A 25957-nucleotide genomic window follows, 5' to 3' on the forward strand; every position below is an offset into this window, starting at 1 on the left:
GGGCTGAGCAGCATGAAGACCGACTCCCTGGTGGGCAAGACGCCACCTCCCAAGAAGCGGGCGGACCGAGGGCCCGCGCCGGGCCCACCGAGCCGGCTGCTGTTCCTCGTCGCGATCCTGCTGCCGCCCCGCTTCACCCCCGAACGGGTCCGCTACGACCGGCGTTACCGCACGCTCGACAAGTACCGCTTCATCGTGGGCTTCCTGGCCGTGCCGCTCGCGTTCTACGCGCTGTTCGTCGTCTCGCCCTTCCTCCAGGCGATCTACTACTCGTTCACCGACTGGTCCGGCGGTCCCGTCGCGAACTTCGTCTGGTTCGACAACTACCAGAAGATGTGGAACGACGAGCGGTTCTGGGACTCGTTGCAGGTCAGCACCCTCCTGCTCGTCATCGCCCCGGCCCTCACGCTCGTCCTCGGCATGTTCTTCGCCTACATGATCACCGCGGGCGGCCGGCACCGCAGGGGACAGGCCATCGCGGGCGTCGCGGGATCGTCCTTCTACAAGGTCGTCTACTTCTTCCCGCAGGTGCTCTCCGTCGCCATCATCGCCGTCGTGTGGGGACGCGTCTTCAACACCCGCAGCGGTCTGATCAACGGCGGCCTCGACAAGGTCGGCGTCGCGGGACCCGCTTGGCTCGGCGGCGACCAGACCCTCGCCGTGATCGCGCTGCTCACCGTGATCAGCTGGAGCTTCATCGGCTTCTACGTGGTGCTGTTCTCGGCGGCGATGGGCTCGATCCCCAAGGACGTCTACGAGGCGGCGCTGCTCGACGGCGCGGGCCGGGCCCGCACCTTCTTCAGCGTGACGCTCCCGCTGATCCGGGACACGGTGCGCACCGGCTGGATCTACATGGGCATCCAGGCGCTCGACACCTTCGCGATCTGCCTGGTGATGGTGCCGCCGCACGTCCTGAAGGTGACCCCCGTCTTCCTCTACGAACGCTTCCGCGACGGCCAGTACGGCTACGCCACGTCCATCGGCGTCGTCCTGCTCGTCCTCAGCATGGCGTTCTCCCTGATCGTCATGCGGGCCGGGAATCGCGACCGGATCGAATACTGAGACCGCGGGAGCCACTGCATCATGACCACGACCACCACCACCGCGCCCCGCCTCGAAGCCTCCGACGCGCCCCGCGGCGAGAAGGAGAAGGGTGCCACCCTCAACGTCTTCTCGCACGCCTTCCTCGTCCTGTGGGTGATCCTCGCCGCCGGTCCGCTGATCTGGGTCGCGCTCACCGCGCTGCGCCCCTCGGCGGAGATCCTCAGCGACCCGATGGGCTGGCCCGCCTCCTTCCACTGGGAGAACTTCGCCAACGCGTGGAACAAGGCCGACATCGGCCGCTACACCATCAACTCGCTGATCATCCTGTCCGGTTCACTGACCGGCACGATGCTGCTCGGCTCGATGGCGGCGTATGTCATCGCCCGCTTCACCTTCCCGGGCAACCGCCTCATCTTCATGCTGTTCGCGGGCGGCATGATGTTCCCCGTCATCCTCGCGCTGGTCCCCCTCTTCGCCGTCATGGAGAACTTCGGGCTGCTTGAGACCCGGCCGGGGCTGATGATCGCGTACATCGCGTACTCGCTGCCGTTCACCACCTTCTTCCTGACCTCCTTCTTCCGTACGCTGCCGACCGGCGTGCAGGAGGCGGCGATGGTCGACGGGGCCTCGCACACCCGTACGTTCTTCCAGATCATGCTGCCGATGGCCAAGCCGGGCCTGGTCAGCATCGGCATCTTCAACTTCCTCGGCCAGTGGAACCAGTACCTGCTTCCGCTGCTGCTCAACAACGAGGAGAAGGACAACTACGTGCTGCCGCAGGGGCTCGCCTCGCTGGCGGTCTCGCAGGGGTACCGCGGGGACTGGGGCGCCCTCTTCGCGGGCCTGACGATCGCCATGCTGCCGGTGCTCGTGGTGTACGCGGTCTTCCAGCGCCAGGTGCAGGCCGGTCTCACGGCCGGTGCTCTCAAGTAGGCCTGGCAGTAGGTGATTTCAGGTTGGCCACGAAAGTGGTCTAGGCCTGTTGAGGCGAAACGTCACGTGAGTAATGTCGGCGCGACGGCGCCGCAGGGTGCGACTGTACGCGCTCAAGTCGACAAGGATGTCGAAGGGTTGAACAGCATGAGGAATCGAATGGTCGCCACCGGTGCGGCAACGCTCTGCATGGCACTCGGACTTACCGCTTGTGGTGGCGACAGCGACGAAGGCGACGGCAAGACGATCAAGCTCGTCGCGGCCGACTACGGCGACAAGGCCTCCAACGCCTCCAAGGTGTACTGGAACGAGGTCAAGAAGGAATTCGAGAAGGCCAACAAGGGCTACAAGGTCGACGTCCAGGTCATCAACTGGAACGACATCGACAAGTCCGTCAAGAACATGATCCAGGCGGGCGACGAGCCGGACCTCCTCCAGACCGGCGGCTATGCCGACAAGGTCGCCGACGACCTGCTCTACAAGGCCGACGAGGTGATGTCCGCCAAGACGCGCGACAACCTCATCCCGACCTTCGCCAAGGCCGGCGAGGTCGACGGCACGCAGTACGGCATCCCGTGGGTCTCCTCCAGCCGCGTGATGTTCTACAACAAGGACGTCTTCAAGAAGGCCGGCGTGAAGACCCCGCCGAAGACCTGGGACGAGCTCGCCGCGGCAGCAAAGAAGATCAAGTCCGCCAAGGCCGCCGAGACTCCGTACGCCCTGCCGCTCGGCCCCGAGGAGACCCAGGGCGAGACGATGATGTGGGAGCTCGGCAACGGCGGGGGCTACACCGACGCGGACGGCAAGTACACCCTCGACAGCGCCCAGAACGTCGAGACCTTCGAGTGGCTCAAGACCAAGCTGGTCGAGCCCGGCCTCACCTACGCCAACCCCGCCTCGACCGACCGCAAGACCGCCTTCGGGGACTTCGCGGCCGGCAAGGTCGGCATGCTGAACGGCCACCCGAGCCTGATCCAGATGGCCAAGGAGGGCAACGTCGACTACGGCGTCGTGCCCATCCCCGGCAAGACGGGCCCGCTCGACAGCACCCTCGGCGTGGCCGACTGGATGATGGCGTTCAAGGACGGCGGCGCCGAGAAGGAGGCCGTGAAGAAGTTCCTGGACTTCACGTACTCCAAGAAGATGCTGGCGTTCGACGAGATGTACAACCTCATGCCCGTCACGCAGGACGCCCTGAAGCAGATGCAGAGCAACGGCAAGCACAAGGACCTGGAGCCGTTCTTCCAGGTGCTGCCGAGCGCCAAGTTCTACCCGCTGGGTGACACCTCCTGGGACGTCGTCTCCGCCGAGATGAAGAAGACCGGTGGCAAGGCCGTCTCCGACGACCCCAAGCAGATCCTCGGCGACCTCCAGAAGAAGGCGGAGACCGCGGCGGCCGAAGCCAAGTAGCCGCTGTCCCGACCCAGTTCGCACAGCTCGCCCAGTTCGCCCAGTTCGCAAGGAGTCCTTGTGTCCCTGAAGGCCCCTCCGTCCCCGGCCGCCCGCGGCGGCCGGGGACGGGGCGGGCGCGCACCGGGCCGCGTGAGCCGCCGCAGCGGCATCGCCCGGCTCGGCCCGCTGCCCTGGATAGCGCCCGTCATCCTGCTGATCCTCGCCGTGGTCGTCTGGCCCGTCGTCGAACTGATCCGCACCTCGTTCCTCAACGTCTCGATCTCCGGCAAGGTGCGCGGCAGCGCCGGGACCGACAAGTACAAGAAGCTCTTCGAGGAGAGCGACCTCGGGGCCGTCCTGCTCTGGACCGTGGTGTGGACGATCGTCGTCGTCGGCTTCACGATGCTGTTCTCGCTCGCCCTCGCGCAGCTCTTCAACCAGAAGTTCCTCGGGCGCCGCATCGCCCGCTGGGCGCTCATCGCCCCCTGGGCGGCCTCCGTCCTGATGACCGCCATCGGCTTCAAGTGGATGCTCAACCAGACCGCGGGCGTCCTCAACACCGTGATGCTGGACCTCGGTCTCATCGACAGCTCCAAGGACTGGCTGGGCAAACCGGAGACGGCCTGGCCCTGGATGATGGCCGTCGCCGTGTTCGTCTCGCTGCCCTTCACCACGTACACGCTGCTCGCCGGGCTCCAGACGATCCCGCAGGAGATCTACGAGGCGTCCCGGATCGACGGGGCGGGGACCTGGCACACGTACCGGTACATCACGCTGCCGATGCTGCGGCCCGCGTTCCTCGTCGGCGTGGTCATCAACCTCATCAACGTCTTCAACTCCTTCCCGATCATCTGGGCCATGACGCAGGGCGGCCCGGGCTACGACACCTCCACGTCGATGGTGTTCATGTACAAGCTGAAGGAGACCGACATCGGTGAGTCCGCGGCCATGTCGGTCGTGAACTTCCTGATGGTCGTGGTGCTCGTGCTGATCTTCCTGAAGGTCAGCCGGTGGAACGAGGAGGACTGATGGCCACCGCCACGGCGCCGCGCAAGGCGCCGCACAAGAGCCCGGGGGCCTCGAAGAAGCGCTCCTTCCGGCCGCGCACCCTGGTCTACACGGCCGTCGCGTGGCTGCTCGCCGCGCTCTTCCTGGCGCCGTACCTGGAGATGATCGTCACCGCGCTGCGGCCCAAGGACGAGCTGCGGGACCGCACCTACCTGCCCCAGGACCTGGAGTGGGCCAACTTCGTCAACGTGTGGAAGGAGTCCGAGCTCGGGCAGAACCTCCAGGTCACCCTGCTGGTGGCGGGCGGCGCCACGCTGCTCGTGCTGATCGTCTCGCTGCCGGCCGCGTACTACACGGCGCGCATGCGCTACCGGGGCCGCAAGCTGTTCCTCCTGCTCGTCCTGGTCACCCAGATGTTCCAGCCCACCGCCCTGCTGGTCGGCCTCTACCGCGAGTTCCACCAGCTCGACATGCTCAACTCGGTCTGGACGCTGATCCTCACCAACGCGGCGTTCAACCTCGCCTTCGCGGTGTGGATCCTGACGGCCTACATCAGCTCCATCCCGCCGGAGCTCGAAGAGGCCGCCATGGTGGACGGCACCAGCCGCTTCGGGGCCATGATCAAGGTGACGCTGCCGCTCGCGCTGCCGGGCGTGGTCACCGCGGTGATCTTCACCTTCATCACCGCCTGGAACGAGTTCGTCATGGGGCTCACGCTCACCACCGAACCCGCCAAGCAGCCGCTCACCGTGGGCATCAACAACTTCATCGGCAACTACACGGTGCAGTGGAACTACCTCTTCGCCGCCTCCGTGGTCGCGATCGTGCCGGTCATCGTGCTGTTCGCCTTCATCGAGCGGCATGTGGTGAGCGGGCTCACGGCGGGGTCGGTGAAGTAGCGGGGCGGGCCCTTGCGTGCAGGGGCCAACTCGCCCAATTGCCCCCGGACGGCCCGCCGTGCGGTCAGAATTGGCGGCATGTCGAGTCAAGGTCAGTTGGAGCTGGACGTCCGGGCGCTCTCCGAGGAGAGCGCCGTCAGGGCCCTCGCCGTCGTGGTGGAAGAGCGGGGGCTCCTCGGGGAGGCGAGCCGATGCCCCTGGGACGGCGCCGAGCTGTCCCGGGTGGTGGCCGCCGGGGACCTCGCGGCGTATCTGCCGCCGGGCCGGCCGGAGGCCACCGACGGGGAGCTCGCCCGGGCCGCCCTGGAGTATGTGGCGTCCCTGGACGAGGGCATGGCGAGCACGGTCGCCGAGGCCGTGGAGTACGCGCGCTCGCCCATGGAGCGCGTGGACCCCGTCTCGCTCTCCGTCACCGTCCTGGTCGTCGTGCTCCTGCAGACCGAGGTCGCCGTCAAGCGGGACACCCGCGGCAGGTGGAGCTTCACCATCCACAAGCGGGCCATGCGGGACGCCGCTCTGGGACGGGTCTTCACGGCCCTGCTCTCGCGGCTCACCGGCGGCAAGTGACCGGCGGGGCGGCCGGGGGAGCGGGGGCACCGTGGCGGTATCGGCGAGGGCGTCGTACGACTGGCGCTGCGAGAGGTGCGGTCGCGCATGCGCGGCCCCGGTGTGGCGCGTCGTCGACGCCCGTGAGCGGGCCGACGTCCTGGCTCCGCCGGCCACCGGCCTGGCACGGGCCGAGTGCCCCGGCTGCGGGGAGCGGACGGACATCGGCGCCCCGCTGCTCGTCCTGCGCCCCGGCGAGGTGGCGCCGCTGCTGATCGGCCTCTCCATCGAGGAACTGCGGGGCGACCCGTCCCGGGCGGCGCTGCCCGTCCTCGAAGAGGCGGAGCGGGCCGGGGCCTTCCGGGGGAACGCCTTCACCGGGCAGGCGATCCCGCTGCCGCGCAGACTGCTGCCGGTCGTCCTGGCCCGGGACCTCGAACGCGACCTGGCGGACACCGCCTCCGCGTGCGAGGAGCTGGCCCCCGAAGGACAGCCGACGGTCGACAACTACGGGACGTTCCTCCACCATCTCGCGGCGAACCGCGAGGACGCCCGCGTGAACCGGCTGCTGTACGCCGTGCTGTCGACTCCGCCCGACGAGTTCGACGAACTCCTGCGCACGGAACCCGACCTGACCGCCGGCACCACGGTGCGCGACGCCGGCCGTGAGGAGCTGCGCGCCGCCGAGGGCACGCCCCTCGAATCCGTGCTGCGCAGGCGCCAGCGGCTCCTGGACGAGCTGTGCGACGGCCACACGCCGCCCCGCGAGGCGGCACGCCGCTACTTCGCGTCCCTGAGCCGGTTCGGCGGCGATCTGCGCACCCGGCTCGACGAGCTGTACGAGCGCGCCTTTCGCACCGAAGGACCCGACGGCATCCCGGTGGCCCGCGAGGCCCTGGCGCTCGCGGCCGACCTCGGCCAGGAGGACATGGAGACCGAGCTGGCCGCCCTGCTCGGCGAACGCCTGGCGGGCGCCGTCCACGCCGGGGCCGACACCGACCTCGCCGAGGCGTACCAACTCCTCGAACACGCCCTGTCTCGGACGCCCGAGGGCTCCCTGGAGTGGGTGCGGACGGCCAACAACCTCGCCAGCGCGCACTACGCGCGCGACGACGGCGACCGCCTGGAGGTCTGGGAGACCGCCCGCGACCTCCTGGCGCGCGCCGGCCGCCTCGACCGGCGCGAACACCCCGAGTTCTGGGCCCGGATCCAGACCAACTACGGACTGCTCCTCTCGGAGCGCCCCGGCGGCGGGACCGCGGACCTCACCCTCGGCATCGACCGCATCAGGGCGGGCCTCGCGGAACGCTCCCCCGAGCGCTCCGCGGTCAACTGGTCCTACTCCATGGTCAACCTCGGGCTGCTGCTCCACCGCCGCGCCGAACCCGGCGACCCGCACCAGGCGGAGCAGTGCTACCGCGACACGCTGCGCCACCTCGCGCCCGATGACGACTCCGCCCTGTGGTCACAGGCGCAGATCAACCTCGCCGACCTCCTGCTGAAGCGCGAACCCCCGGACGCCCACGGCGCGCGGGCGGCGGCGACCGCCGCGCTCGGCCTGTCCGCCGCGCGCCCAGGCTTGCTCAACACCGGCCGCATCATCTGGCTGCTGGCCCGCGCCAGCGATCTGACCGACGGCCACGGCAGCCCCGAGAGCGTCCGGCTGCGGCAGGCGGCCCTCGCCGCCGCACCGCCCACGGTCGCGCCCTCCCTGCACCTGAACGTCGCCCGGGAGCTGATCAACTCCCTCGCCGGCGCCGAGCGCTGGACGGAGGCGGCCGACGTCGCGGCGGACATGCTCACCGCCGCGAGCGCGCTCTACGACGCCCAGGTCACCGTCGAGAGCCGCCGCGGCGTCCTCGTACAGGTGGACCGGCTCGCCCGCTGGGCCGCCTACCTGCTGGCGCGCGCCGGCCGCCCGGAGCGCGCCGTGGAGGCCCTGGAGCGCGGCCTCGCCTGCGAACTCTCGGCCGTGGCGGGGCGCGGGGCGGCGGAGCTGACGGAACTCGAAGGCGTCGACCCCGTCCTGGCCTGCCGCTACACCCGGGCGCGGGCCCGGTACCGCTCATCGGTCACCGAACCGTCCGCGCTGGCGCACGGACCGGTCGGGCCGGGGGCCCGCGAGCAGGCGGCGGCCGAACGCGCCCTGCGCACGGTGGTCGAGGAGATCCGGGCGATCCCGGGCTTCGAGGACTTCCTGCGCACGACCGAGGTACGGGACATCGCCAGGGCCGCGGGCGGGGTGCCGCTCGCGTACCTGGTGAACGCGCCCTGGGGCAGCTATGTCCTGATCGTCCCCGGCGACGGCGAAGGCGGCGGTGGCAGGGGCGGTGACGGGCCGGTCGTACGGGCCGTGCACGTCCCCGAGGTCAGCAGCGTCACGCTCCTGCACCTCCTCGTCGTGGACCCGGAGGACGAGAGCGCGGGGCTGTGGCTCGTGCAGCAGGCCACACGACTCAGGCGCCGCCGGCAGCTTCCGGCCACCCTGGAGCGCCTCGGGGCCCTCGAACCGCTCATGCGCCCGCTCGCCGACCTCCTCGCGCGGGACGGGCGGCACGAGGCGGTCGTCGTCCCGACCGGACTGCTCGGCCTGGTGCCCCTGCACGCCGTGCCGCTGGGGCCCGGTCCCGGCGGGGCGGGGCGCGTGCTCGACGACGCGGGCACCCTCACCGTCGCCCCTTCCGCGGCCGTCCACGCCGCCTCCCGCGCGCGGGCCGAGCGCCCCCAGGAGGCGGTGCCGCGCCTGGTGACCGTCACGGACCCGGACGGCTCGCTGCCCGGCAGCCGCAGCGAACGCGCCGAGATCGCCGCGCTGTTCGCGGCCCGGGGCGAGGTCAGCGGCGCCGTGGGGGAGGAGGCCACGGTCGGCTGGCTGCTCGGCCACCTCGCCGAGGCGTCGTATCTGCACCTGAGCTGCCACGGCAGCGCGGGCTCCGAGGGCCGGGGCGCTTCCCTGGCGCTCGCCGACGGCCACCTGGACATGGACACCCTCGTACGGCACCAGCTCCCCGTCTGCCGCCTCGCGGTGGCCAGCGCCTGCCAGTCGGGCCACTACGGCATCATCGAGGCCCCCGACCAGTTCCTCGGACTCCCGGCCGGGTTCCTCCAGGCCGGGGCCGCCTGCGCGGTGACCAGCCTGTGGCAGGTGGACGACCTGGCGACCGCCTTCCTGATGACCCGCTTCCACGAACTCCTCGCCCGCGCCCACGCCCCCGTACCGGCGTTGCGCCGGTCGCGCCGCTGGCTGCGCGGGCTCACCCGGGACGAGCTGACGCGGTACACCCGGGAGCATCCGCACCTCGCGGAGCTGACCGGGCGGTACGCGGGGCAGGGGAGGGCGGGGGACGAGCGGCCCTTCGCCTCGACCGTGCACTGGGGCGCGTTCACGGCGTGGGGGACCTGAGCGGGCGGGCCCGCCCGCAGTGTCACCCCCGTCGCGTCGGACCGTACGCGTCGAGCGTGTAGCTTGCGGAACCGCCGGGCGCCTGCGGGGCGGTGACCCGCATGAGCGTGTAGCGGCCCGCCGCGAGGCCGGAGACGGTCACCGTCACCGCGTACCGGGCCTCGCGGCCCTCGGCGCAGCTCGGGGTGCAGACCCGTTCCCACCCCTGGCCGGTGGCGCGGCCGGTGGGGGCGCCCCAGCCGGTCCAGGTCAGGGAGTCGAGCCCGGCCCCGCCGTCGCCGCAGGCCAGGATGAGCGAGGCGGGCCTGTCCAGGGCCTTCCCGCCGCAGTCGGCGATAACCGCGGGCCGGGTGCTCGGCCGCGTCCCGGCCGGCGTCGGGAGCCGCCGGGCGGGCTCGGGGGCGGGGGAGGTTTCGGCGCGGGGTGTGGTCGGCGCCGGGGTCGGTTCCCGCGTCGTGACGGCCGACGGGCGCGCCGCCCCGGTGGCCGGTTCCGGGGACGCCCGGACCGCGGTCGGGGTGACCCGTGGGCGGGTGTCGGTGCTGTGGGAGCCGTCCTCGCGTCCGGTGTTCAGGGTGTGAAGGGCCGTCGCGGTCAGCGCGCCGACCGCGACGGCGGCCACCGCGGCGAGGGCGAGGGCGCGCCGGGACGGCCGCTGCGCGGGCGCCGCCTCGCTGGGCGGGCCCCCGAGGGGCGGGCTCTCGACGGGGGCGGCCGCCCCGGCGTCCCGGTCGTCCGTGCGGCTCGCCAACTCCGCGCGCAGCCGGGCGATTTCCTCCTGCTGGGCCGCGATCAGCTCGTGCACCTCGGTCGGCCAGGGGCGCGCCGACGGCGTGAGGCGGCCGATCTCCGCGAGGAGCCGTGCGGGCGTCGGCCGCTCCTCGGGGTCCTTGGCCAGGCAGCGTGCCCCGAGGGTGCGGATCGTCGCGGGAAGGCCGGAGAGGTCGGGTTCGGTGTGCACGACGTTGTACAGGGTCTGCGGCACGCCGGGACCGGCGAACGGGCTCCGGCCCGTACACGCCATGACCAGCACCGCGCCCAGGGAGAACACATCGCCCGCCGGGCCGGGCGGCAGGCCCTTGGCCTGTTCCGGGGACATGAAGCCGGGGGAGCCCACCAGCCATCCCGAGGTGGTGAGTTCGGTGCCGTCCTCGCTGTCGGCCGCCCGCGCGATGCCGAAGTCGATCACGCGGGGCCCGTCGTCGGCGAGCAGGACGTTGGAGGGCTTCAGGTCGCGGTGCACCAGGCCCGCCCGGTGGATGTCGGTCAGGGCGGAGGCGAGCCCCTGGGCCATGCGGAGCACGGCCTCCTCCGGCAGCGCGCCGACGGCGGCCACCGCCTCCTGGAGCGAGGGGCCCGGGACGAACTCCGACGTCAGCCAGGGTTCAGCCGCGTCCGCGTCGGCGTCGATCACCGCCGAGGTGTGCGTGCCCGACACCTTGCGCGATGCCGCCACCTCCCGGCGGAACCGGGCCCGGAAGCCGTCGTCCGCCACGAGCTGCGTGTGCACCTGCTTGAGCGCGACGAGCCGCCCGTCGGGAGCGCTGCTCAGCAGGACCCGCCCCATGCCGCCCCGGCCCAGCTCCGCGATCGTGCGGTACCGCCCGACCTCGGTCGGATCGGCCGCCGTCAGTCGTTCCACCGCGTCCCCCTCTCCCGCCGCGTCCCCCGGTCCGCCGGGTCCCCTCCGTCAACGGCATTCCCGGAACTGACGGGCCGTAGACGCACCGGACGAACCGCCTGACAACGTAGGGAACGAAGGCCCCGCGCGTCCCGGCCATCGGTGAGATCGGCTGATTCCGACACCTCTTGCACGCTGCGGCGGCCGGGCCGGCCCCCCGGCGCCGGTTCACGGCACGGCCGGCAATGCGGCCGTGCGGAGCTGGTCCGTCCGGTGAGCGGGGCACGTGGGCGGTGAGGTGACCCCGCTCGGATCTCCGTCAAGGACTTGACTGCGGCATCTCCTACAGCCGAGTTTGGAGTTCACAACTTGTACATGGCCTGGTACCCACTCCGGGGACTGGTGTCACGGGGGGCTTCGTGCCGCCCGAAATAGGGCAAAGGGTGGATGAGTCAATGGAGACTCCGGGGTCGCAGTCCTCTCTGCACCGGGCCAATCTGGAGCGGGTCGTACGCGCGGTGCGGCTCGCCGGATCGCTCACGCAGGCGGAGATCGCGAGGGCGACGGGCCTGTCGGCCGCGACGGTCTCCAACATCGTCCGCGAGCTGAAGGACGGCGGAACCGTCGAGGTCACCCCCACTTCGGCGGGCGGCAGGCGGGCCCGCAGCGTCTCGCTCAGCGGGGACGCGGGCATCGTCATCGGCGTCGACTTCGGCCACACGCACCTGCGCGTGGCGGTCGGCAACCTCGCCCACCAGGTGCTCGCGGAGGAGTCCGAGCCGCTGGACGTGGACGCCTCGGCCGCGCAGGGCTTCGACCGGGCCGAGCAGCTCGTCAGCAGGCTGATCGCGGCCACCGGCGTGGACCGCGAGAAGATCGCCGGGATCGGGCTCGGCGTGCCGGGGCCCATCGACGTGGAGTCCGGGACGCTCGGCTCGACCTCCATCCTGCCGGGCTGGACCGGCACCAAGCCCGCCGAGGAGCTCGGCGCCCGCCTCGGGGTCCCGGTGCACGTGGACAACGACGCCAACCTCGGCGCGCTGGGCGAGCTGGTCTGGGGCAGCGGCCGCGGGGTGCGGGACCTGGCGTACATCAAGGTCGCGAGCGGTGTGGGAGCGGGGCTCGTCATCAGCGGGCACATCTACCGCGGGCCCGGCGGCACGGCCGGGGAGATCGGGCACATCACCCTGGACGAGTCGGGCCCGGTCTGCCGCTGCGGCAACCGCGGCTGCCTGGAGACCTTCACCGCCGCCCGGTACGTGCTCCCGCTGCTCCAGTCCTCCCACGGCACGGATCTGACCATGGAGCGCGTGGTCGGCCTCGCGCGGGACGGCGACCCGGGCTGCCGGCGCGTGATCGCGGACGTCGGGCGGCACATCGGCAGCGGCGTGGCGAATCTCTGCAACCTGCTCAACCCCTCCCGGGTGGTGCTCGGCGGGGATCTCGCGGAGGCCGGTGAGCTGGTCCTCGGGCCCATCAGGGAGTCGGTCGGGCGGTACGCGATCCCGAGCGCCGCGCGGCAGCTCTCGGTCCTGCCCGGTGCCCTCGGCGGTCGCGCGGAAGTCCTCGGCGCGCTGGCGCTCGCGCTCAGCGAGATGGGCGATTCAACCCTTTTGGACGGAACGCTGCCCGCGAGCGCACCTGCCTTCACTTAGATAACGCATGGCACCGTTGTCATCTCGTTAAGGATTTACTCCTTGACGCTGGTGTGGCGGCCGAGTTGACTTCGAGCCACCTCGGCCGCAACGACGCGGCCTCGTCAGGGAGGCACCCCACATGAACGCAAGGACGCGTCGCGTCGTCATAGGCACGGCGGCGGTTTCGATGGCACTGGCCATGACCGCCTGCGGCAAGGCCGGAGACGGCGACGACAAGGGCAGCGACGCCGGCGACAGCAAGACCATCGGTCTGCTGCTCCCCGAGAACAAGACCACGCGCTACGAGACCTTCGACCGCCCCATCATGGAGGCGAAGATCAAGGAACTCTGCTCGGACTGCGAGGTCAAGTACAACAACGCGGCTCAGGACATCGAGACGCAGAAGAAGCAGTTCGAGGCCCTTGTCACCCAGGGCGTCAAGGTGATCATCCTCGACTCCGTCGACTACAAGTCGACCAAGTCGTGGGTCAAGCAGGCCGACAAGCAGGGCGTCAAGGTCGTCGCCTACGACCGCCTCGCCGAGGGCCCGCTCGCCGCGTACGTGAGCTACGACAACGAGAAGATCGGCCGCCTTCAGGGCGGGGCCATGGTCAAGGCGCTCGGTTCCGACGCCAAGGACGCCAACGTCGTCATGATCAACGGCTCGCCGACCGACCCGAACGCCCCCTTCTTCAAGAAGGGCGCCCACTCGGTGCTCGACAAGCAGGTCAAGAAGATCGCGTACGAGCAGGACATCCCGGACTGGTCGCCGGACGAGGCGAACCGCAAGATGTCCTCCGCGATCGACAAGCTCGGCAAGGACGGCATCCAGGGCGTCTACGCCGCCAACGACGGCATGGCGGGCGGCGTGATCACCGCCCTCAAGCAGCGCGGCATCAAGGTCCCGGTCGGCGGCCAGGACGCCGAACTCGCGGGCATCCAGCGCCTGCTGAGCGGCGACCAGGACTACACGATCTACAAGCAGATCAAGCCGGAGGCCGAGACCACCGCCGAGATCGCGGTGAACCTGCTCAAGGGCAAGAGCATCGACGCGATCGTGGACCGCAAGGTCGACTCGCTCAGCGGCGACTTCAAGGGCATCCCGGCCAAGCTGTACGACGCCCAGGCGATCACCAAGGACGACGTCGCCGACACGATCGTCAAGGACAAGGTCTACAAGGTCAGCGAGATCTGCACCGCCCAGTACAAGAAGGCGTGCGACACCGCGGGCATCAAGTAGTCCGCAGGTCCCCTCGGTACCGGTCCGGTGCCCGCCCCGACACACCGCCCCGCAGACGGGGGGCGGGCACCGGACTCCCCTCTCGCACAGCTCTTGCTGCACCACCATCCCCGCCGGTCAGGCGGCGAAGGAGATGATTCACGTGTCCGCTACGCCCGTGCTGGCGTTGCGCGGGGTCTCCAAGCGGTTCGGCGCCGTCCAGGCGCTCACGGACGTTGACCTCGAAATCCACACCGGTGAGGTGGTCGCCCTCGTCGGCGACAACGGCGCCGGAAAGTCCACTCTCGTCAAGACGATCTCGGGCGTTCACCCGATCGACGACGGCACCATCGAGTGGGAGGGCAGGAGCGTCCGCATCGGACGGCCGCACGACGCCCAGAACCTCGGCGTGGCCACCGTCTACCAGGACCTCGCCCTCTGCGACAACCTCGACGTCGTCGCCAACCTCTTCCTCGGCAGCGAGCTGAAGAGCGCGTCCGTCCTCGACGAGATCAAGATGGAGAAGCGGGCCAGGGAGCTCCTGGACACCCTCTCCATCCGCATCCCCAGCGTCCGCATCCCGGTCGCGGCGCTCTCCGGCGGTCAGCGCCAGGTCGTCGCCATCGCCCGCGCGCTGGTCGGCGACCCCAAGGTCGTCATCCTCGACGAGCCCACCGCGGCCCTCGGCGTCGAGCAGACCGCACAGGTCCTCGACCTGGTGGAGCGGCTGCGCGAGCGCGGCCACGGCGTCATTCTCATCAGCCACAACATGGCCGACGTGAAGGCCGTCGCGGACAAGGTCGCCGTGCTGCGGCTCGGCCGCAACAACGGAATCTTCTCCGTCGCGGACACCACCAACGAAGAGATCATCGCCGCCATCACCGGCGCCACGGACAACGCCGTGACCCGCCGCAGGGCGCGCACGGCCACGGCACCGAAGGAGGACGCGAAGTGAGCGACCTCGCCAAGACCCCCACCGGCAAGGACTCGGGTCCCGCGACCGACGCGCCCGCCTCGGCAGCCCCGAGCCCCGCCGTCGACCCGCGCCTGCTCGTCCGTGAGGAGGGCCTCGCCGGCTACCTCACCGAGTTCAAGCGGAAGCTGCGCGGCGGTGAGCTGGGCTCGCTGCCCGTCGTCATCGGGCTGATCGTCATCGCGGTCATCTTCCAGATGAAGAACGACCACTTCCTGGACGCGAGCAGCCTCGCGAACATCGCGGTCTTCACCTCCGGCCTCGGCATCATGGCCGTCGGCATCGTCTTCGTCCTGCTGCTCGGCGAGATCGACCTCTCGGTCGGCTCGGTGGCCGGCATGGGTGCGGCGGTCTGGGCCGTGCTGAGCGTCACCCACGGCCTGAACGACTGGCTCTCGGTGCTCATCGCCATCGCGTCCGGCATGGTCATCGGCGCCGTCCACGGCTTCTTCTTCGCCAAGATCGGCGTTCCCGCCTTCGTGGTCACCCTGGCCGGCTTCCTCGGCTGGAGCGGTCTCCAGATCTGGCTCATGGGCGGCGAGGGGAGCATCAACACGCCCGAGGGCAGTGTCGTCGAGGACCTGACCGGTCACTTCTTCGCCGAGAAGGGCGCCGCGTACGGTCTGGCCGCCGTCGCGATCATCGCGTACGCGGGTTCCCTGCTGCTCGACAGCAAGCGCCGCAAGGCCGCCGAGCTGCCCTCGCGTCCGGTCAGCGAGATCGCGCTCCGCACGGTCGTCGTCGCCGTCCTCGCGGGCGGTGCCGCGTACCAGCTGAACGAGCCCCAGGGGGCGCGCGGCCTGCCGCTGGCCCTGGTGCTCTTCCTGGCCGTCCTGGTGATCGCGGACTTCGTGGCGCGGCGCACCACCTTCGGCCGCCAGGTCTTCGCGGTCGGCGGCAACGCGGAGGCGGCCCGGCGGGCCGGCATCAACGTCGACCGGATCAGGATCACGGTCTTCGCCATCTCCGGGATGCTCGCCGCGTTCGGCGGTCTCTTCATCGCCAGCCTCTCCGGCGGCGCGACCAAGAGCCTGGGCGGCGGCAACACGCTGATGATGGTCATCGCCGCCGCCGTCATCGGCGGCACGAGCCTCTTCGGCGGGCGGGGCAAGGTGTGGTCCGCCCTGCTCGGCATGCTGGTGATCCAGTCCATTCAGCAGGGGCTGAACCTGCTCGGCATGGCGAGTGAGATCCAGTACATGATCACGGGTGCGGTTCTGCTGGCCGCGGTGGTCATCGACTCCGTTTCGCGGCGTACGCAGAAGTCCGCGGGACGGGCGTAGGCGCCCAGCGGGTTCCGGCACGCCTGTCTCCGCGGGTCCACCGCGGCTGATCGCGCCCGCGCGGCGGAGCCGCACATGTCACGGCCCCGCGCCCCTACTGGGGCGCGGGGTTTTTGTCTGTCCCAGTGGCCGGGAACCCGCCTCCCGGACGCGGGCGGCCGTAGCGGAACATTAGACTCGGGTGTCCCGGCAACGCTCGAACAGCACATCTCAGCTCTAGCAAGGAGGCACGGGTGCCGCTGCTGAACCGCATCACGGGACCGCGCGATCTGGACCAGCTCAGTCCCGAGGAGCTGAGCCAGCTGGCCGGAGAGATCCGCAGCTTCCTCGTCGAAGCGGTCGCCAAGACCGGTGGCCACCTCGGCCCCAACCTGGGGGTGGTCGAGCTCACGATCGCCCTGCACCGTGTCTTCGAGTCGCCCAAGGACAGGGTCCTCTTCGACACCGGCCACCAAAGCTACGTGCACAAGCTGCTCACCGGCCGCCAGGACTTCGACAAGCTGCGCAGCAAGGGCGGCCTGTCGGGCTACCCCTCGCGCGCCGAGTCCGACCACGACGTGATCGAGAACAGCCACGCCTCCACGGTCCTCGGCTGGGCCGACGGCCTCGCCAAGGCCAACGAGGTGCGCCGCAAGGACGACCACGTCGTCGCCGTCATCGGTGACGGCGCGCTCACCGGCGGCATGGCCTGGGAGGCGCTGAACAACATCGCCGCCGCCAAGGACCGCCCCCTGGTGATCGTCGTCAACGACAACGAGCGCTCCTACGCTCCGACGATCGGCGGCCTCGCCAACCACCTGGCGACCCTGCGCACGACCGACGGCTACGAGCGCTTCCTGGCCCGCGGCAAGGACATCCTGGAGCGCACCCCGGTCGTCGGCAGGCCGCTCTACGAAACGCTGCACGGCGCCAAGAAGGGCCTGAAGGACTTCATCGCCCCGCAGGGCATGTTCGAGGACCTCGGGCTGAAGTACGTCGGCCCGATCGACGGCCACGACATCGAGGCCCTGGAGTCCGCCCTGACGCGCGCCAAGCGCTTCGGCGGCCCGGTCATCGTGCACTGCCTCACCGAGAAGGGCCGCGGCTACCAGCCCGCCGAGGAGGACGAGGCCGACCACTTCCACGGCATCGGCCCGATCCACCCCGACACCGGGCTGCCCATCGCCGCGGGCGGCATGGACTGGACGTCCGTCTTCGGCGAGGAGATGGTCAAGCTCGGCCGGGAGCGCGAGGACATCGTCGCGATCACCGCCGCGATGCTCCAGCCGGTCGGCCTGAAGAAGTTCGCCGAGGAGTTCCCCGACCGGGTCTACGACGTGGGCATCGCCGAGCAGCACGCGGCCGTCTCCGCGGCGGGCCTGGCGACCGGCGGCGTCCACCCCGTCTTCGCCGTCTACGCGACCTTCCTCAACCGCGCCTTCGACCAGCTCCTGATGGACGTGGCCCTGCACAAGTGCGGCGTCACCTTCGTCCTGGACCGCGCGGGCGTCACCGGCACCGACGGCGCCTCGCACAACGGCATGTGGGACATGTCGATCCTCCAGTGCGTGCCGGGCGTGCGGATCGCCGCGCCGCGCGACGCCGACCAGGTCCGCCTCCAGCTCCGCGAGGCCGTCGAGGTCGACGACGCCCCGACCGTCGTGCGCTACTCCAAGGGCGCGGTCGGCCCGGCGGTCAAGGCCGTCGGCAAGGTCGGCTCGATGGACGTGCTCCGCGAGGCGGGCAGCGACCGCCCTGACGTGCTCCTCGTCTCCGTGGGCGCGCTGGCCCCGATGTGCCTGGAGATCGCGGGTCTCCTCGACAAGCAGGGCATCACCACGACCGTGGTCGACCCGCGCTGGGTCAAGCCGGTCGACGAGGCGATGGCGCCGCTGGCCGAGCGGCACCGCGTCGTCGTCACCGTCGAGGACAACTCCCGCGCGGGCGGTGTCGGCTCCGCGATCGCCCAGGCCCTGCGGGACGCCGGCGTCGACGTGCCGCTGCGGGACTTCGGCATCCCGCCGCGCTTCCTCGACCACGCGTCGCGCAAGGAGATCCTGGCCGAGATCGGCCTGACGGCGCCGGACATCGCCCGCCAGGTCACCGGGCTCGTCGCCAAGCTCGACGGCAAGTACGAGCGCTCGACCGCCGGCGTGGACTCCGTGGAGCCCGCCCGCGACTGACGGCGAGACGTTCGGCCGATGGGCCGGTCCCGGCACCCTGTACGGGTGGTGGGACCGGCCCATTCGCGTGAACGGAACCGCGCCGGGGCGTACCGGGCAGAAGGTCTCTCGATCATGTCGGGGACGACAAGCGTGGGAGGTACGCCCGTGAGCAGCACCCTCTTCAGGACGAAGAGCGTCGAGCAGTCCATCAGGGACACCGAGGAGCCGGAGCACGCGCTCAAGAAGTCGCTGTCCGCCCTCGATCTCACGGTCTTCGGCGTCGGTGTCATCATCGGCACCGGCATCTTCGTCCTGACCGGAAAGATCGCCAAGGAGACGGCGGGCCCCTCGGTGGCCCTGGCCTTCGTCGCGGCCGGGCTCGTCTGCGCGCTCGCGGCCCTCTGTTACGCCGAGTTCGCCTCGACGGTGCCCGTGGCGGGCTCCGCGTACACCTTCTCGTACGCCTCTCTGGGGGAGTTCCCCGCCTGGATCATCGGCTGGGACCTGGTCCTTGAGCTCGCGCTCGGCTGTGCGGTGGTCGCGGTCGGCTGGTCCGGCTATCTGCGCTCGCTCCTGGACAGCGCGGGGCTGCACCTGCCGCAGGCGATGAGCGGGACGCACGAGGGCAGGTTCGGCTTCGACCTGCTGGCCTGCGTCCTCGTGCTCGCCCTGACCGGCATCCTGATCGCGGGAATGAAGCTCTCCTCGCGCGTCACCAACGTCATCGTCGCCGTCAAGGTCACCGTGGTGCTCCTGGTCGTGATCGTCGGCGCGCTCTTCATCACCGGATCAAACTACGACCCGTTCATCCCGCCGTCAGAGCCGACCGAGGGCAAGGGCGGCATCACCGCCCCGCTGGCCCAGCTCATCTTCGGCTTCACGCCCTCGCACTTCGGCGTGATGGGCATCTTCACCGCGGCGGCCGTGGTGTTCTTCGCGTTCATCGGCTTCGACATCGTCGCCACCGCCGCCGAGGAGACCCGTAACCCGCAGCGCGACGTGCCGCGCGGCATCCTCGGCTCGCTCATCATCTGCACGCTCCTGTACGTCGCCGTGTCCGTCGTCGTCACCGGCATGCAGAAGTACAGCGAACTCTCCACCGACGCGCCGCTCGCGGACGCCTTCAAGGCCGTCGGGCACCCCTTCTGGGCGGGGCTCATCAGCTTCGGCGCGGCCGTCGGCCTGACCTCGGTCTGCATGATCCTGCTGCTCGGCCAGACCCGTGTCTTCTTCGCGATGAGCCGCGACGGGCTGCTGCCCCAGACCTTCTCCAAGGTGCACCCGAAGTTCGGCACGCCCTACCGCTCGACGATCCTGCTCGGCGTGGTCGTGGCGGTCGTCGCGGGCTTCACCTCCATCGACGAACTGGCCGAGCTGGTCAACATCGGCACGCTCTTCGCCTTCGTCGTCGTCGCCCTCGGCGTCATCCTGCTCCGCAAGCAGCGCCCCGACCTGCCGCGCGCCTTCCGCACCCCGCTCGTGCCGTTCGTCCCGATCCTCTCCGTGCTCGCCTCGCTGTGGCTGATGCTCAACCTGCCCGCCGAGACCTGGCTGCGGTTCGCCGTCTGGATGGTGCTCGGCATCGTCGTCTACTTCGCGTACGGGCGCTCGCACAGCCGCCTGCACACGGGCGAAGGACGGTAGCGGCACCCCATGCCCGCGGGGTCCGCCACTTCGTCACCCTCCGTCCGCGCGCTCGGGGAGGGGGCGCCCGGCCGAGGCACCTACTGGGCGCGGCTGCTCCCGCTGCTCGCCGCCCTGGCCTGCGTGACCCGGCTGCCCTCCTTCCGCCGCCCCCTGTGGAGCCCCGACGAGGGCTATCTCGCCGTGCAGGCGCGGATGCTGGCGCAGGGCGGCGCGCTCTACGAGACGGTCGTCGACCGCAAGCCGCCGCTCGTCCCCTGGCTGTACGCGGGCTCCCTGGCGCTCTTCGGCGACTCCTCGCTGCTCGCGCCGAAGGTGCTCGCCGCCGCCGCGCAGCTCCTGACCGCGGTGCTCCTCGCCTCGCTGGCCCGGCGCCGCTGGGGGAACCGGGCGGGGCGCACGGCGGGCGTCGTGTACCTCCTCATCTCGATCGGCCTCAACCCGCAGGACACCCAGGCGGCCACCTTCGAGGTCTTCATGCTGCCGTGCACGGCGGCCGCCGTGTGGTGCGCCGACCGCCGCCGGTGGGGTGCGGCGGGCACGGCGGTGGCCTGCGCCTTCCTCGCCAAGCAGACCGGGGGCGCGGTGCTGCTCCCGGTGGCGTGGCTGCTCTGGCGGGGCGGGGGCCCTCCGCGCCGCGGGGCCTCCCGGCGGGACGTGGCGCGCCTCGCGGCGGGGCTGTGCGGTCCCGTCCTCGCGGCGGCCCTCGTCACGACCCCGCGGGGCTTCGTCTTCTGGACGGTCACGGGCTCGGGCGCGTACGCCTCGTTCACCGGCTCCGAACTCCACGTGCTCGGCCGGGGGCTCATCAACGCCCTGCTCCTCGCGGCGGCCTGCGCGGGCATCATCCCGCCGGTGCTGCGCGCCCTGCGGGGGGTCCTCGGCGGGGCGACGGACCTGTGGCTCTGGCTGGCCTCGTCGGCGGCCGCGGTACTGCTCGGCCTCCACTTCTTCGGCCACTACTACCTCCAGCTCATGCCGCCGCTCGCCCTCCTCGGCGCGGCGGCGCTGCGAGGTCTGCCGCGCGAACGGACGGCCAGGGCGCTCATCGCCACGGGGTGCTCGTGCGCGGTGTTCCTGGCCTGGGGGCTGCTCGCGCCGCGCCCCGACCTCGCGCACGCGGGGCGGCTCGCGGAGGCGGTGCGGGAGCGGACCGACCCGGGGGAGCGGGTGCTGGTCTGGGGGATACACCCGGAGACGTACTGGCTCGCCGACCGCACCCCGGCGAGCCGCTACCTCACGGCCGGCCTCCTCACCAACTACAGCGGCGGCCGCAACGGCCCACGGGTGGGCGAGAAGTACGCCGTCCGCGGCGCCTGGCCCACCTTCCACGACGAACTGCGCCGCCACCCGCCGGCCCTGATCGTCGACGACTCCCGCGGCAAGCCGTACGGACCCGGCCGGGTGCCGTCACTGGGCCGGGTCCTCGCCGAGGGCTATCGGGCGGTCGGGAGGGTGGACGGGGCGGTCCTCTACGCACGGACGGGCGGGCATCGAGGCGCGACAGGCCAGGGGTCAGGAGGTTTCTGACGGGGCGTCCTGGCGGCGCCAGGTGCGGGTGAGGCCGGTCAGGGCCTCGATGGCCTTGCGCGCCTGGGTGTGGTCCTCGCGGATGCCGCGGCCGAATTCGAGGTGCAGCCAGGGCACGTCGTGGAACGCGGCGGCCCGTCCCTGCACGTTGGAGCGGCCTTCGAGCGGGCAGGACCTGGCCCAGGCGCGGCAGACGTCGAAGCCCTGCTCCCGCAGCGTGTCCGCGAGGTCACGGCCCTCGGTCACGGCATGCCTGCCCCGGCCCGTGGAGGCGACGACGTCGTGCTTCGGTGCCGAGTCGTCGGCCATGCCGTGGAGCTGCACGCCGGGCAGTCCGCGGCGCACCAGTTCGGCGCAGATGGCGTGAAAAACGCTGTCCCTGCGGTGCGCGACGTCCGCCGTGTCACCACGCCCGGATTCGCGATGTGCACCCGCGATGACAAGCATGCCGCCCGGGGCGTGGCTGAGGAGCTGCGCGCCGAGCCGTTCGGTGTACCGGTCGGCCACGGGGTGCGGCACCTGGACCGACCAGCGGACGGGGGAGTCGAGGTCGATGTAGACCCGCCCCCAGCCGCGCGGGGCCGCGCCGCCCTCGGAGCGGTCGGCGACCTCCGCGTACCGCCGCCCGCCGACCGGGTCCTTCACCGTGCGGACCGCGAAGTCGACGTCGGCGAGGCGGCGCTCGGCGGCGGCGCGCTTGCCGTCGAGGAGCAGGGCGACGCTCGTGGCCAGCGTGCGCCGGTCGTCCCGGGTGGGGCGGCGGTAGCCGCTGTCCTCGTCGAAGCCGGCGGTGTAGTCGGTGATGACGCGTTCCAGGCCGTCGTCCGGGCCTTCGTCCGGGCGGCCGTCCGGTGTGGAGCCGGCGGGGCTCCGGCTCCCTCGCGAGGGCTCGTGGCCCGGGTCGGACGACCCCGAGCCGCACTGCGACAGGCTGAGGACGCAGGCCGTCACGCCCGCGACAACCCCGAGCTTCTTTGCGATCGTGACCAGCCGTGTGCGGTAGCTCTTCATGGTTGTATAAAGATATCCCTGTGATGACACGTCCCCCGCGCCGGCATTTCGTGACCTGTGCGGCTTCCGCGTTCCTGCTCGTCGGCACCGCCACCGCCTGCGGCTTCGTCGGCGACGACGACGAGCCCGCATCCGACGGCGGCCCCTCGTTCACCGTCGCCGCCGCGGGCGACATCTTGATCCACTCACCACTGACCGATCAGGCCCGCAAGGACGCCAAGACCACCGGCAAGGGCGAGAAGGGCATCGACTTCGGGCCGATGCTGGCCGGGGTCAAACCCGTCATCAGCAAGGCCGACCTCGGCATCTGTCACTTCGAGACCGTGACGGGCAAGCCTGACGGCCCCTTCGAGGACTTCCCCGATTTCATCGTGCCCCCGCAGATCACCACGGCGATCAAGGGCGCCGGCTACGACCAGTGCTCGACCGCGTCGAACCACACCCTCGACCACGGCCCCGCCGGTGTCACCCGCACCCTGGACGCGCTCGACAAGGCGGGTCTGCGGCACACCGGGTCGGCGCGCAGCGCCGCGGAGGCGGGCAAGCCGCTGATCACCGAGGTGAAGGGCGTCAAGGTCGCGCAGATAGCCTTCTCCTTCGGGTTCAACGGCCGTGAGGTCCCGAAGGACAAGCCGTGGATCGTGAACCAGATCACGTTCGACGCGATCGCCGCCGCCGAGAAGAAGGCGCGCTCGGCGGGCGCCGAGGTCGTGATCCTGAGCATCCACTGGGGGCGCGAGCACCAGCCCGAAGCCACCCCCTCGCAGCTCGGGCTGGCCCGCAGGATCGCGCGCGAGACCGGCATCAACCTCGTCATCGGCCACCACGCCCACGTCGTCCAGCCGATGGAGAAGGTCGACGGCACCTGGATCGCGTACGGACTCGGCAACCAGGTCGCCCGGCATGACGCGCCGAGCGGACTGACCGAGGAGGGCGTCGTCGGCTGGTTCGAGTTCGTCAAGCGCGGCGGGGAGTGGGACGTCGACGCCAAGTACGTGCCCACGCTCATGGACATCCCGCCGGACCAGGACGGGACCGGCACCCCGCCCAAGGGCGCCGTCAAGGACCACCGGCTCCTGGATGTGGCCGCCACGCTGGAGGACGGCGAAGGGCTCGGCGAGCAGCGGCGCGCCCGCTACCGCCTGGCCTTCGAGCGCACCAAGGGCACGCTCCTGAACCGGGGCGCGGCCAAGGACGGCCTCGAACCGCTTGAGTCACTACCCGGTGACTGACCGCGGCACTCCGGTCATCAGTGCGACCTAGCTCACACTTTCCCGATCCCGTACATCTCTTCGAGGGGTTCACGGGTCCAAGCTCTCCGGAAGGCATCACTATGCGCTTCCGCGTCCCGCATCACCCCCAGGAGAGGAGCACCCCTTGGCCGCTTCGCGTTCGAAGCGGCGGCACAAGGTCCGCCGAAGGACCGACATGTCTCTGTTGGGTGGCATACGTCCCCCCATCGCCGTGCTGTCGGTCCTGCTCCTCGCCCTTGCGGGCGTCACCGCTCTCACCCTCGGCCGCGCAGGCCAGGAAGCCGTACCCAAAGCGGTCAAACTGTCCCAACAGCACTTCGCCGAGGACGGCGCCATCGCGCTGCGCGCCTCCATCGACGAGTCGGTCACCGACCTCGCCCGGAACGCCGAGCTGTTCAGCGCCGGCGATCCGGTGCCCCCGGACGCCGTCCTCGACAAGATCGGCAGCGTCTACCAGAAGTGGAGGGGCACCGCGGTCGTCGAGATCTCCTCGGGCAAGCTCCTCGCCGCCCGTGGCGAGAACCTGCCGCTGACCGCCATCGACCGCGGCAAGCTCGCGGACAAGGACGGTCTCGCGCCGCGCATGGTGCGCCTGGAGAACGGCGAGACCCGCCTGCTCTCCTTCGCCCTGCTCACCTGGAAGGGGCAGCCGCAGCAACTCCTCGTCGCCTCCGGCAGCCTGCGCTTCCCCGGCATCAGCCTCGGCAAGTTCCGCTCCATCGCCGTCGTCGGCCAGGACGGGCACATTCTGAGCGACGACGGCATCGCCGACCCCGCGCAGGCGGAGGGCGACGGCGAGCGCGAGCAGATCAAACAGGCCGACAAGCAGCTCAAGGCCTTCGCCACCACCGCGGCGAAGAAGTCCCGCACGCACCCGGTCATGTCCAAGGAGCCGGGATCCGGCGGCTTCCTCGGCGTCAGCGGTCACCTCACCGGCGACCGCCATCTCGGCGAGCGTTCCGTCGCGGGGTACGCGAGCCTCGCAGGACCCGAGGCGGGCGAGTCCACCGTCGCCACCCGGCTCGGCCTCACGGTCGTCGCCATGGTGCCGGTCGCCGAGGACCCGACGGCCACCACCAGTTCGGCCTTCGGGCTGCTGGCCGCGGCCGCCCTGCTGCTCATCGGCGGCGTCACGGTCTTCCTGCTCCTGCGGACCGTGCAGCGCCCGCTGATCCAGCTCTTCCTGGAGGGCCGCCGGCTGAGCCGGGGCGACCTCGAACGGCCCGTCTCCGTGCCGCGCCGCGGCGAGGCCGCCCGCATCGGGGCCGCCCTCGAACGGCTGCGCCGCCAGTTGCTGGGCGCGCCCGCCGACAAGCAGGAGCGGTCCGCCCGCAAGGGCAAGTTCGGCAGCCGTACCCTCATCGCGGTCTGCGCGGTCCTCCTGCTCGCCTGGTCGGCACCGCTCATGCTGATGCTCAACCGCGCGGGCGACAGTGTCGTCGTACCGCAGCAGATGGTCAACGACCAGCGTGAGCGCACGGACACCCTCACCGACCGGGTGCGCCGCGCCCTCAACGAGGGCCACGCCGACCTCACCTCGGTCGCCTCCCTCATCGGTGACCGCACCGAGGCGTCGGACATGTCCAAGGTGCTCGAAAGCACCATGCACCAGCACAGCCGCTACCAGTCCCTCTACGTGCTCGACGCCAAGGGGAAGGTCCTCGCGAAGGCGGGCGACGACCCCCGCAGCCCCTCGGGCAAGGGCCCGTCGAACAAGGCCGTCCGCGTCATCGACGAGGGCGGCAAGGAACCGGTCATCATCGGCACCGCCGAGATGTCCGGCCGCGAGGGCGCTGCCGTGGTCGGCGAGTTCCGCATCGAGTTCCTCAACTCGCTCCTGAAGCGCCCCGGGCTCGGCCAGGTGCGTGTCGTCGACGAGAAGCGCAAGGTGATCGGCGCCAACTACGGCTACCAGGAGTTCGAGAGCCTGCCGGGCGGGCGGCTCAACGGGCTCGCCGAGGGCACCGCGCAGAAGGTGGGCGGCAAAGCGCGCCCCAGCGGTGTCCTCTACCGCGACGGCGACGAGATCCAGATCGCGGCGGCGGCGCCCTTCGCGGGCGGCGGCGCGGCGGCCTCCCTCGGCTGGACCGTCGTGAGCTGGCAGCCCGCCTCGGGTCTCGCCATCCCCGAGTACACCCTCCAGAACCGCACCGTCCTCGCCGGACTCCTCGGCATCACCGCGGCGGCGGCGTGTCTCGGGTGGCTGCACATCGTCGTCGTACGACCGCTGCGGCACCTCGTCGAGAAGGCCGAGGCGCTCGCCGACGGTGACCGCCGCACCGTCCTGTACCCGACCCACCACGACGAGGTCGGTGCCGTCACCCGCAGCCTGGAACTGATCAGGCAGCAACTGCCGACGGGCACACAGCGCAAGCGGGACGGCGCCACGGCCGGCCTCGCCGGAAGGAACTGAACCC

Annotated in this window: 18 protein-coding genes; 16 read left to right on the top strand and 2 right to left on the bottom strand. The window is 71.1% G+C overall.

The window, feature by feature from the left end; translation table 11 throughout:
• Positions 1-12: 12 nt before the first annotated feature.
• The 7 genes from ACRAKF_RS29670 to ACRAKF_RS29700 all read left to right on the top strand — a co-directional run bounded on the left by ACRAKF_RS29670 (position 13) and on the right by ACRAKF_RS29700 (position 9225).
• Complete coding sequence (locus ACRAKF_RS29670; protein ID WP_447040606.1) at positions 13-1062, top strand: carbohydrate ABC transporter permease; 1050 nt, start codon at positions 13-15, stop codon at positions 1060-1062.
• 21 nt (positions 1063-1083) lie between these two features.
• The gene (locus ACRAKF_RS29675; RefSeq protein WP_447040607.1) at positions 1084-1977 is read left to right on the top strand and encodes a carbohydrate ABC transporter permease; all 894 of its coding nucleotides are present in this window, start codon (positions 1084-1086) and stop codon (positions 1975-1977) included.
• A gap of 189 nt (positions 1978-2166) precedes the next feature.
• Positions 2167-3387: an extracellular solute-binding protein gene (locus ACRAKF_RS29680; protein WP_447040608.1), complete on the top strand. Its 1221-nt coding sequence runs from the start codon at positions 2167-2169 to the stop codon at positions 3385-3387.
• Between the two features lie 60 nt (positions 3388-3447).
• Positions 3448-4398 (top strand): carbohydrate ABC transporter permease, encoded by a 951-nt coding sequence (locus tag ACRAKF_RS29685; protein ID WP_447040609.1) that lies wholly within the window; start codon positions 3448-3450, stop codon positions 4396-4398.
• Positions 4398-5276: a carbohydrate ABC transporter permease gene (locus ACRAKF_RS29690; RefSeq protein WP_447040610.1), complete on the top strand. Its 879-nt coding sequence runs from the start codon at positions 4398-4400 to the stop codon at positions 5274-5276. The genes ACRAKF_RS29685 and ACRAKF_RS29690 overlap by 1 nt, the downstream gene beginning before the upstream one ends.
• Before the next feature lie 78 nt (positions 5277-5354).
• The gene (locus ACRAKF_RS29695; protein WP_447040611.1) at positions 5355-5843 is read left to right on the top strand and encodes a hypothetical protein; all 489 of its coding nucleotides are present in this window, start codon (positions 5355-5357) and stop codon (positions 5841-5843) included.
• A gap of 31 nt (positions 5844-5874) precedes the next feature.
• Positions 5875-9225, top strand: coding sequence for a CHAT domain-containing protein (locus tag ACRAKF_RS29700; protein ID WP_447040612.1), 3351 nt, complete (start codon positions 5875-5877; stop codon positions 9223-9225).
• Between the two features lie 22 nt (positions 9226-9247).
• On the opposite strand, the gene ACRAKF_RS29705 is transcribed toward ACRAKF_RS29700, so the two are convergent.
• The gene (locus tag ACRAKF_RS29705) at positions 9248-10867 is read right to left on the bottom strand and encodes a protein kinase domain-containing protein (protein WP_447040613.1); all 1620 of its coding nucleotides are present in this window, start codon (positions 10865-10867) and stop codon (positions 9248-9250) included.
• A gap of 434 nt (positions 10868-11301) precedes the next feature.
• On the opposite strand from ACRAKF_RS29705, the gene ACRAKF_RS29710 reads away from it, so the two are divergent.
• The 7 genes from ACRAKF_RS29710 (at position 11302) to ACRAKF_RS29740 (ending at position 21276) form a co-directional block, all read left to right on the top strand.
• On the top strand, positions 11302-12501 hold the full coding sequence (locus ACRAKF_RS29710) for an ROK family transcriptional regulator (protein ID WP_447040614.1): 1200 nt from the start codon (positions 11302-11304) through the stop codon (positions 12499-12501).
• Between the two features lie 121 nt (positions 12502-12622).
• On the top strand, positions 12623-13723 hold the full coding sequence (locus ACRAKF_RS29715) for a substrate-binding domain-containing protein (RefSeq protein WP_447040615.1): 1101 nt from the start codon (positions 12623-12625) through the stop codon (positions 13721-13723).
• 133 nt (positions 13724-13856) lie between these two features.
• Positions 13857-14657: an ATP-binding cassette domain-containing protein gene (locus ACRAKF_RS29720; protein ID WP_447040616.1), complete on the top strand. Its 801-nt coding sequence runs from the start codon at positions 13857-13859 to the stop codon at positions 14655-14657.
• Positions 14654-15958: a sugar ABC transporter permease gene (locus tag ACRAKF_RS29725; protein WP_447040617.1), complete on the top strand. Its 1305-nt coding sequence runs from the start codon at positions 14654-14656 to the stop codon at positions 15956-15958. The genes ACRAKF_RS29720 and ACRAKF_RS29725 overlap by 4 nt, the downstream gene beginning before the upstream one ends.
• Before the next feature lie 233 nt (positions 15959-16191).
• A complete protein-coding gene (gene dxs / locus ACRAKF_RS29730) occupies positions 16192-18120 on the top strand; it encodes a 1-deoxy-D-xylulose-5-phosphate synthase (RefSeq protein ID WP_447040618.1) in 1929 nt (642 codons plus the stop codon).
• Between the two features lie 114 nt (positions 18121-18234).
• Positions 18235-19746, top strand: a complete 1512-nt coding sequence (locus ACRAKF_RS29735; protein WP_447040619.1) for an amino acid permease — start codon at positions 18235-18237, stop codon at positions 19744-19746.
• Between the two features lie 9 nt (positions 19747-19755).
• Positions 19756-21276, top strand: a complete 1521-nt coding sequence (locus tag ACRAKF_RS29740; RefSeq protein WP_447040620.1) for an ArnT family glycosyltransferase — start codon at positions 19756-19758, stop codon at positions 21274-21276.
• Here the strand turns inward: ACRAKF_RS29740 and ACRAKF_RS29745 are convergent.
• Positions 21262-22287 (bottom strand): hypothetical protein, encoded by a 1026-nt coding sequence (locus tag ACRAKF_RS29745; protein WP_447040621.1) that lies wholly within the window; start codon positions 22285-22287, stop codon positions 21262-21264. The genes ACRAKF_RS29740 and ACRAKF_RS29745 overlap by 15 nt on opposite strands.
• Before the next feature lie 23 nt (positions 22288-22310).
• Between ACRAKF_RS29745 and ACRAKF_RS29750 the strand changes: the two genes are divergently transcribed.
• Positions 22311-23519 carry a CapA family protein gene (locus ACRAKF_RS29750; protein WP_447040622.1) on the top strand — a complete coding sequence of 403 codons (1209 nt, stop codon included), beginning with the start codon at positions 22311-22313 and terminating at the stop codon, positions 23517-23519.
• Positions 23520-23715: 196 nt separating this feature from the next.
• The gene (locus tag ACRAKF_RS29755; protein ID WP_447040623.1) at positions 23716-25953 is read left to right on the top strand and encodes a HAMP domain-containing protein; all 2238 of its coding nucleotides are present in this window, start codon (positions 23716-23718) and stop codon (positions 25951-25953) included.
• Positions 25954-25957: the final 4 nt, after the last annotated feature.

It is taken from the genome of Streptomyces sp. DSM 118878 (assembly GCF_052936595.1).

Coding starts and splice junctions, on each gene's coding strand:
- ACRAKF_RS29670 (WP_447040606.1), top strand. CDS start 13: ATGAAGACCGACTCCCTGGTGGGCAAGACGCCACCTCCCAAGAAGCGG.
- ACRAKF_RS29675 (WP_447040607.1), top strand. CDS start 1,084: ATGACCACGACCACCACCACCGCGCCCCGCCTCGAAGCCTCCGACGCG.
- ACRAKF_RS29680 (WP_447040608.1), top strand. CDS start 2,167: ATGGCACTCGGACTTACCGCTTGTGGTGGCGACAGCGACGAAGGCGAC.
- ACRAKF_RS29690 (WP_447040610.1), top strand. CDS start 4,398: ATGGCCACCGCCACGGCGCCGCGCAAGGCGCCGCACAAGAGCCCGGGG.
- ACRAKF_RS29695 (WP_447040611.1), top strand. CDS start 5,355: ATGTCGAGTCAAGGTCAGTTGGAGCTGGACGTCCGGGCGCTCTCCGAG.
- ACRAKF_RS29710 (WP_447040614.1), top strand. CDS start 11,302: ATGGAGACTCCGGGGTCGCAGTCCTCTCTGCACCGGGCCAATCTGGAG.
- ACRAKF_RS29715 (WP_447040615.1), top strand. CDS start 12,623: ATGAACGCAAGGACGCGTCGCGTCGTCATAGGCACGGCGGCGGTTTCG.
- ACRAKF_RS29720 (WP_447040616.1), top strand. CDS start 13,857: ATGATTCACGTGTCCGCTACGCCCGTGCTGGCGTTGCGCGGGGTCTCC.
- ACRAKF_RS29735 (WP_447040619.1), top strand. CDS start 18,235: ATGTCGGGGACGACAAGCGTGGGAGGTACGCCCGTGAGCAGCACCCTC.
- ACRAKF_RS29740 (WP_447040620.1), top strand. CDS start 19,756: ATGCCCGCGGGGTCCGCCACTTCGTCACCCTCCGTCCGCGCGCTCGGG.
- ACRAKF_RS29745 (WP_447040621.1), bottom strand. CDS start 22,287: ATGAAGAGCTACCGCACACGGCTGGTCACGATCGCAAAGAAGCTCGGG.
- ACRAKF_RS29750 (WP_447040622.1), top strand. CDS start 22,311: ATGACACGTCCCCCGCGCCGGCATTTCGTGACCTGTGCGGCTTCCGCG.
- ACRAKF_RS29755 (WP_447040623.1), top strand. CDS start 23,716: ATGTCTCTGTTGGGTGGCATACGTCCCCCCATCGCCGTGCTGTCGGTC.